This is a genomic window from Nostocoides jenkinsii Ben 74 (assembly GCF_001046875.1).
Lineage (GTDB): Bacteria > Actinomycetota > Actinomycetes > Actinomycetales > Dermatophilaceae > Nostocoides_A > Nostocoides_A jenkinsii.
The window spans coordinates 2935654-2942544 of record NZ_HF571038.1 but is presented as its reverse complement, the minus strand read 5'-3'; the positions used below and the strand labels follow the sequence as shown (position 1 = coordinate 2942544).

The following is a 6891-nucleotide window of genomic DNA, read 5'->3' as shown; positions in this document are numbered from 1 at the left end:
CAGCCGCTCCCGCCCACCAGCCCGCAAGGGCACCGCGCGCACGAGTGGGCCGTCCATCGCCGGTCGGGCCGCACGTGGCGGGGCACGGGTCCTCGGTGGGGGCGCTCGCCTCGTCGGACTCGGCGTGCGTCGCGTCAGCGGCGTCGACCTTGAGCCGGCGCATCGCCGCGACGGTCTCGGACTGCTCCTGATCGCGCTGGCGGTCGTCGTCGCCGCTCGCGAGTGGTGGGGGATGACCGGCGTTCTGGGCAATCTGACCCACGCCGTCGTCGCCGGGACGCTGGGTCAGGTGGCCTACGCCCTGCCGCTGGTCCTCCTCGGCCTGGGAGTGCGACTGATGCGCGCCACGGCCTCCGAGGCCGCCAACACCCGTCTCGCGGTCGGGCTGAGCTTCCTGACCCTCGCCAGCACCGGCCTGGTGCACATCGCGCACGGCATCCCGACGCCCCAGATGGGCGCGGACGGGATGCGCCAGGCCGGCGGCGTCATCGGATTCCTCGCCTCCAGCCCCCTCACCGCCGGCATCAGTGTGTATGGCGCGGTGGCCCTCCTCCTGCTCGCGGGCCTGTTCGGCCTGCTCGTCCTTACCGGTACCCCCATCCACGCCCTCCCGGCCCGGATCGGCGAGGTCACCGACCGGCTGTTGCACCTGCGTCCGGCGACCGACGGCCCGCCCGCCGGAGCCGACGACGATGGCGCGCAGACCCTGCCGTCCCGCCCCGGCCGGCGACGCACGAAGGCGGCCGGCGACGCCGGAGGCGAAGGGTATGAGGGGGACACGGCATACGACCAAGCGGCGGTTGTCGCCCGGGAGGGGCGCCGCCGCGGTCGGCGCGCCCCGGTCGCCGACGTGCCCGCTCAGGCTCCCACCGATACGCGGGAGTTCGAGCCGCTCGCCGACTCGCCGCAAGATGCCGTGCCCGGGGAGCGGGGGGCGAGCCCGCGGCATACGCCTGCCTCGGTCGTCCCCGAGGTGATCCCGCCCGAGTGGAGCGCGCCCGACTTGCCGGCCCCGCCCACCAGCGCGATCGGGGGCCGGTCCGAGCAACTTCCGTTGGCAGGGGACGTCGCTTACACCCTGCCCGAGGCCGCTGTCCTCAAGGAGGGCACGCCACCCAAGGCGCGGTCCGCGGCCAACGACCAGGTCGTCGCGCGCCTGACCACCGTCCTGGACGAGTTCGGGATCGATGCCCAGGTCACGGGGTTCACGCGCGGGCCGACCGTCACCCGGTACGAGGTCGAACTCGGTCCCGGCGTGAAGGTCGAGCGCGTCACGTCGATGAGCAAGAACATCGCGTATGCCGTGGCCTCGGCCGATGTGCGCATCCTCAGCCCGATCCCGGGCAAGTCCGCGATCGGGATCGAGATTCCGAATGCCGACAAGGAGATCGTCTCCCTCGGTGACGTCCTGCGCAGCCGGGCGGCCCACAACACCGTGCACCCGATGGTCATGGGAGTTGGCAAGGACGTCGAGGGCGGCTACGTCGTGGCGAACCTCGCCAAGATGCCGCACCTGCTCGTCGCCGGGGCCACCGGGGCGGGCAAGTCGAGCTTCGTCAACTCCATGATCGTTTCGATCCTCATGCGCTCGACGCCCGAGGAGGTCCGGATGGTCCTGGTCGATCCCAAGCGTGTGGAGCTCACGGCATACGACGGCATCCCGCACCTGATCACCCCGATCATCACCAACCCCAAGAAGGCCGCCGAGGCGCTGCAGTGGGTGGTCAAGGAGATGGATCATCGGTATGACGATCTGGCCGCCTTCGGGTTCAAGCACGTGGACGACTTCAACAAGGCGGTGCGCTCCGGCGCGGCCAAGCCACTGCCGGGCTCGGAACGGGTGCTGGAGCCGTATCCGTATCTGCTGGTGATCGTCGATGAGTTGGCCGACCTGATGATGGTCGCGCCCCGCGACGTCGAGGACTCGATCGTGCGGATCACCCAGCTCGCCCGCGCCGCCGGCATTCACCTGGTGCTGGCGACCCAGCGCCCGTCCGTTGATGTCGTCACCGGCCTGATCAAGGCCAATGTGCCGTCCCGGATGGCGTTCGCGACCTCATCACTGGCCGACAGCCGGGTCGTCCTCGATCAGCCGGGCGCCGAAAAACTGCTCGGCCAGGGTGACGCGCTCTTCCTGCCGATGGGGGCGAGCAAGCCGATGCGCGTGCAGGGCGCGTGGGTCACCGAGACCGAGATCCACGCCGTCGTCCAGCACGTCAAGGGACAACTCCAGACCAACTATCGCGACGACGTCGCCGTCGAGGCCGTCAAGAAGCAGATCGACGAGGACATCGGCGACGACCTCGACCTGCTGTTGTCCGCGGCCGAGTTGGTTGTGACGACGCAGTTCGGGTCGACCTCGATGCTGCAGCGCAAGCTGCGGGTCGGCTTTGCCAAGGCCGGTCGGCTGATGGACCTGCTGGAGTCGCGCGGCGTGGTCGGGCCGTCGGAGGGGTCCAAGGCGCGCGAGGTGCTGATCACGGCCGACGATCTCGCGGCGACCCTAGCGATGATGCGGGGCGAGGAGCCGCCGGAGACTTTCGACGACGAGGACGGCGACTCCGAGGATGCCTGGCAGCTGACGGGACGCTAGGACACTTCGACGGCCGCGGCCCGCTGCTCGGCGAGTTCGGCGGCAATGTCGTCGAGGAACTGCTGGATGGCCTCCTCGCCGCGGACGGGGCCCCCGGCGGTCAGTCCATCAGCGCCTAGCAGGATGGCCGCCGGGGTCCCGTGGACCCCGAACGCCTGCATCAGGCTGCCCTCGTTGTCGATATACCAGTCGACGTCCTGCGGGATGGCGTCCCGGTTCGCCCACTCCCGATAGATCCCGACGACGCCGACCTCGGGGTTCGCTTCGGCGAAAGGCGCCAGGAAGGTTTGCGCGCGCACGCACGGCCCGCACGACTCGTTCAAGAAGGCCAGCAGGCGGGCCTGAGTGGTGACCATGGTCTTGAGCGAGACCATCTGGCCGTCTGGCTTCTCCAGCGAGCCGTAGGGGATCGGCAATCGGACGTATTCGTCGTCGCCGTCGAACTCGTGCTCGACCGTGTCCGCATCCCCACCACGATCGAAGATGATCGCCGCGAGGACGGCGGCGATCGCGCTCATCCCCAGCCACCCCCACGTATGCCGATCGGCCCCCACGAGTCGCTGGACCACGCTCCCGTCGGCGCGCGCGAGGTCGAGAGTGGCAAGGCCGGACGTCATCACCAGCAGGATGTTTCGCGTCAGCGTCAGCCGCGTCACCCGCCCGGCCCCCAAAGTGCCGAAGCAGGAGCAGTCGACCGGCTCGGGGAAGCCGAGCGCCCGGGCGATGATCGCGGCATACGTGAGCATGAGGAGGACGACTATGACGGCCACGACGACGGCGGGGGCACCGGGCAGCAGCAGAAGCCCGGCAGCGAGGGCGAGCTCGGCCCAGGGGAGGACAGCTGGGGCGCCGAGACGCGCGAGCGCGCCGGGAAGACGCAGCGAGGAGAAGGCGTCCCGAGTCGCCTGGGGCTCGCGGAGCTTGGCGACGCCGCTGAGCAGCAGCACCGCGGCCGTGAGCAAAGTGGCCAGGATCAGGGGTGAAGACACCTCGAAAGTATAGGAGCGACGTTTTCGCCCACCCCGGCGTCAGGTGATGAGGCGGGCCCGGCTCGGTGGCTGGTCGGCGAGACCGGCCGCGGTCGCGTCGGCGGCATCCAGGACGCGCAGGATGTTGCCGCTGGTCAGCTTCGCCAGATCTGTAGCGGACCAACCACGGTCGGCGAGCGCGCCCAGCAGCGCGGGGTAGCCGGAGACGTCGCGCAGCCCCTCCGGCAGTCGGTCGACACCGTCATAGTCCCCGCCCAGGCCGATGTGGTCGGGGCCGGCGACCTCGCGGATGTGCTCGACATGGGCGACCACATCCTCGAGGGTGGCCAGCGGCGCGGGGTCGTCCGCGGCATACGTCCGAGAAAAGGCGGTGTAGGCGGCCAGGTCGTTCACCTGGACCCCAGCCCGGTCGGCTGCCGCGTGGACCTCCTCGTCCCAGGCCCGCGCGCGGGGGGAGATGAACCGCGGGACGAAGGTGACCATGCAGACCCCGCCGAGGTCGCGGAGGCGTTCGAGCACGTCATCGGGCACATTGCGCGGGTGGTCGCAGACGGCACGCGCGCTGGAGTGGGAGAAGATCGGCGGCGCCGCGGTGACGTCCATGGCGGCGTGCATCGTGGCCGGGGCGACATGGCTGAGGTCAACGAGCATGCCGATGCGGTTCATCTCGCGAACCACCTCGCAGCCGAACGCGCTGAGGCCGCCATGGCGCGGGACGTCCGTCGCCGAGTCGGCCCAGTCGTTGTTCTGGTTGTGCGTCAGCGTCAGATAGCGGACGCCCAGCGCGCGCATCATCCGCAGGACACCAAGGGAGTTGCCGATGCAGTGGCCGCCTTCCGCGCCCAATAGGGAGGCGATCCGTCCCGTCTCCCAGGCGGCGCGGATGTCGGGGACGGTGGTCGCGAAGGCAAGGTCCGCGGCATACCGCTGAAGGAGGTGGTGAACGACGTCGATCTGCTCGAAGGTGGCCGTGACGGCGTCGATGGGGGAGAGGGTGCCCGGCGCATAGACCGACCAGAATTGGCCCCCCACCCCGCCCTCGCGCAGCCGCGGGAGGTCGGTATGGGTCCGGTCCCCGCGAGCGGCGATGTCGATGGCGTCGAGGTCGTAGTCCACGCGTTCGCGTAGTGCCCACGGCAGGTCGTTGTGGCCGTCCAGCACGGGGTTTGTGGCCAGCACGGCGGGAATGTCGAGGGCGGGCTTGTCGAGGGACGGCATGACGCACACGCTAGTTAGAGTTGGCCCCATGACGGACCTGGCGCCCCGGCGCGTCGCGCTGGTGACCCTGGGCTGCACGCGCAACGAGGTCGATTCCGAGGAGCTCGCTGGTCGGCTATCGGCCGGTGGGTGGGAGCTCGTCGACGACGCTGCCGAGGCCGATGTGGCGGTCGTCAACACGTGCGGGTTCATCGAGCAGGCCAAGAAGGACTCGATCGACACCATCCTGGAAGCCAGCGAACTCAAGGGGAGCGGGCGCACTCAGGCCGTTGTGGCCGTCGGCTGCCTGGCCGAGCGGTATGGCCGTGAGCTCGCCGCCGAGTTGCCCGAAGCCGACGCGGTGCTCGGGTTCGATTCGTATGCCGATCTCTCCGGACAGCTGCGCGCCATCCTCGACGGGGCCCGGCCCGAGAGTCATGTGCCGAGCGACCGTCGCCGGCTCCTGCCGCTCACGCCCACGGAGCGCCGCGCCGAGGCGCCGGCGGTGGCGATGCCCGGGATGGGGCAGCGCGGTCCCCTCGATCTGGCCGACGTGGCGCCGGCCAGCGGGCCGCCGGTCGTGCGCGCCCGGCTGGACAACCGCCCGTGGGCGCCGCTGAAGATTGCCAGCGGCTGCGATCGCCGGTGCGCCTTTTGCGCGATCCCGATGTTCCGCGGGGCCTTCGTGTCGCGCCACCCCGATGCGGTCGTGGCTGAGGCGCGGTGGCTGGCCGAGCGCGGGGTTAAGGAGGTTTTCCTGGTCAGTGAGAACTCCACGTCATACGGCAAGGATTTGGGCGACCTGGGGGCGCTGGAGAAGTTGCTGCCGCGTCTTGCGGCTGTCGACGGCCTGGAGTGGGTGCGGGTGTCGTACTTGCAGCCGGCCGAGATCCGGCCCGGGCTGATCGAGGCGATGCTGGCGACGGACAAGGTCGTGCCGTGGTTCGACATTTCGTTCCAGCATGCCTCGTCCGGCTTGCTGCGGCGGATGCGGCGCTTCGGTGGCACGGACGACTTCCTCGGGCTGATCGAGCGCATTCGGTTGCTCGCCCCGACCGCGGGGATCCGCTCGAATGTCATCGTCGGTTTCCCCGGCGAGGGTGAGGATGACGTCCAGGAGGTGGCCGACTTCTTGGAGGCGGCGGACCTCGATGTCGTGGGTGTCTTCGGCTATAGCGACGAGGACGGGACGGAGGCGGCCGATCACGACGGCAAGCTTGACCAGGACGTCATCGACGACCGCGTGGCCCATCTGACCGATCTCGTCGAGCAGTTGACGGCCGATCGGGCCGCCCGGCGGGTGGGAGAGGACGTCGACGTGCTGGTTGAGGCGGTCGACGAGGAGCCGGGGGTGTTTGTCGGACGGACGGCGACACAGGGGCCGGATATCGACGGTGAGACACGGCTGACCTCCGGTCGCCGGATCGCCGTCGGTGACCTTGTGCCGGCCCGCATTGTCGGCTCGTCAGGAGTGGATCTCGAGGCCACCCCGCGATGAGTCCCGCCCCGGCGTCCCGGGTGTCCAACTGGAACCTGCCCAATGCCTTGACGGTGGGGCGGATTCTGCTGGTCCCGGTGTTTGCCTGGGCGCTGCTGCGGCACGACGGCGCGGATCCCGCCTGGCGCTGGTGGGCCGCCCTCCTTTTCCTCGTCGCGATCCTGACGGACCGCATCGACGGTGACCTAGCCCGCAAATGGAACCTCATCACCAATGTCGGCAAAATCCTCGATCCAATCGCGGACAAGGCCCTGACCGGTATGGCGTTCCTCGGCCTCTCGATCATCGGTGAACTCCCGTGGTGGCTCACCGTTCTGGTGCTGGTGCGGGAGTGGGGGATCACGCTCTTGCGCTTCGCCGTGATCCGGCACGGGGTCATCCCTGCCGGTCGTGGGGGCAAACTCAAGACCACACTGCAGGCGCTCGGTCTCGGTTTGCTGTGCCTCCCGCTGTGGACGTTCCCTGCCGAGGGGGTGTGGCGGGCCGTGACGTGGACGATCCTGATTATCAGCGTCGTGGTCACGGTGGTGACGGGCATCGACTACGTGATCAAGGCCATCACTTTGCGCCAGAAGAGCCCGCGGACGGCGATGAAGCGTGAGCGGCGGGCGGCG

General features: G+C 69.7%; 5 protein-coding genes. 3 read left to right on the top strand and 2 right to left on the bottom strand.

All coding sequences use genetic code 11. The features are described from left to right. Positions 1-2593, top strand: a 2593-nt coding sequence (locus BN13_RS14030) for a DNA translocase FtsK (RefSeq protein ID WP_407667873.1), incomplete at its 5' end; no start/stop codon positions are given. On the opposite strand, the gene BN13_RS14025 is transcribed toward BN13_RS14030, so the two are convergent. Together BN13_RS14025 and BN13_RS14020 are read right to left on the bottom strand one after the other, a co-directional pair. Further along, positions 2590-3582, bottom strand: a complete 993-nt coding sequence (locus BN13_RS14025; RefSeq protein WP_048547854.1) for a TlpA family protein disulfide reductase — start codon at positions 3580-3582, stop codon at positions 2590-2592. The two genes, BN13_RS14030 and BN13_RS14025, sit on opposite strands and share 4 nt — an antisense overlap. Positions 3583-3621: 39 nt before the next feature. Next, positions 3622-4800 (bottom strand): dipeptidase, encoded by a 1179-nt coding sequence (locus BN13_RS14020; protein ID WP_048547851.1) that lies wholly within the window; start codon positions 4798-4800, stop codon positions 3622-3624. A 28-nt stretch (positions 4801-4828) separates the two neighbouring features. On the opposite strand from BN13_RS14020, the gene rimO reads away from it, so the two are divergent. Both rimO and pgsA read left to right on the top strand, forming a co-directional pair. Further along, the gene (gene rimO / locus BN13_RS14015) at positions 4829-6277 is read left to right on the top strand and encodes a 30S ribosomal protein S12 methylthiotransferase RimO (protein ID WP_048547849.1); all 1449 of its coding nucleotides are present in this window, start codon (positions 4829-4831) and stop codon (positions 6275-6277) included. Further along, positions 6274-6891 (top strand): CDP-diacylglycerol--glycerol-3-phosphate 3-phosphatidyltransferase (gene pgsA, locus BN13_RS14010; protein WP_084733775.1); only part of this gene is annotated, 618 nt, incomplete at its 3' end. The genes rimO and pgsA, both read left to right, overlap by 4 nt.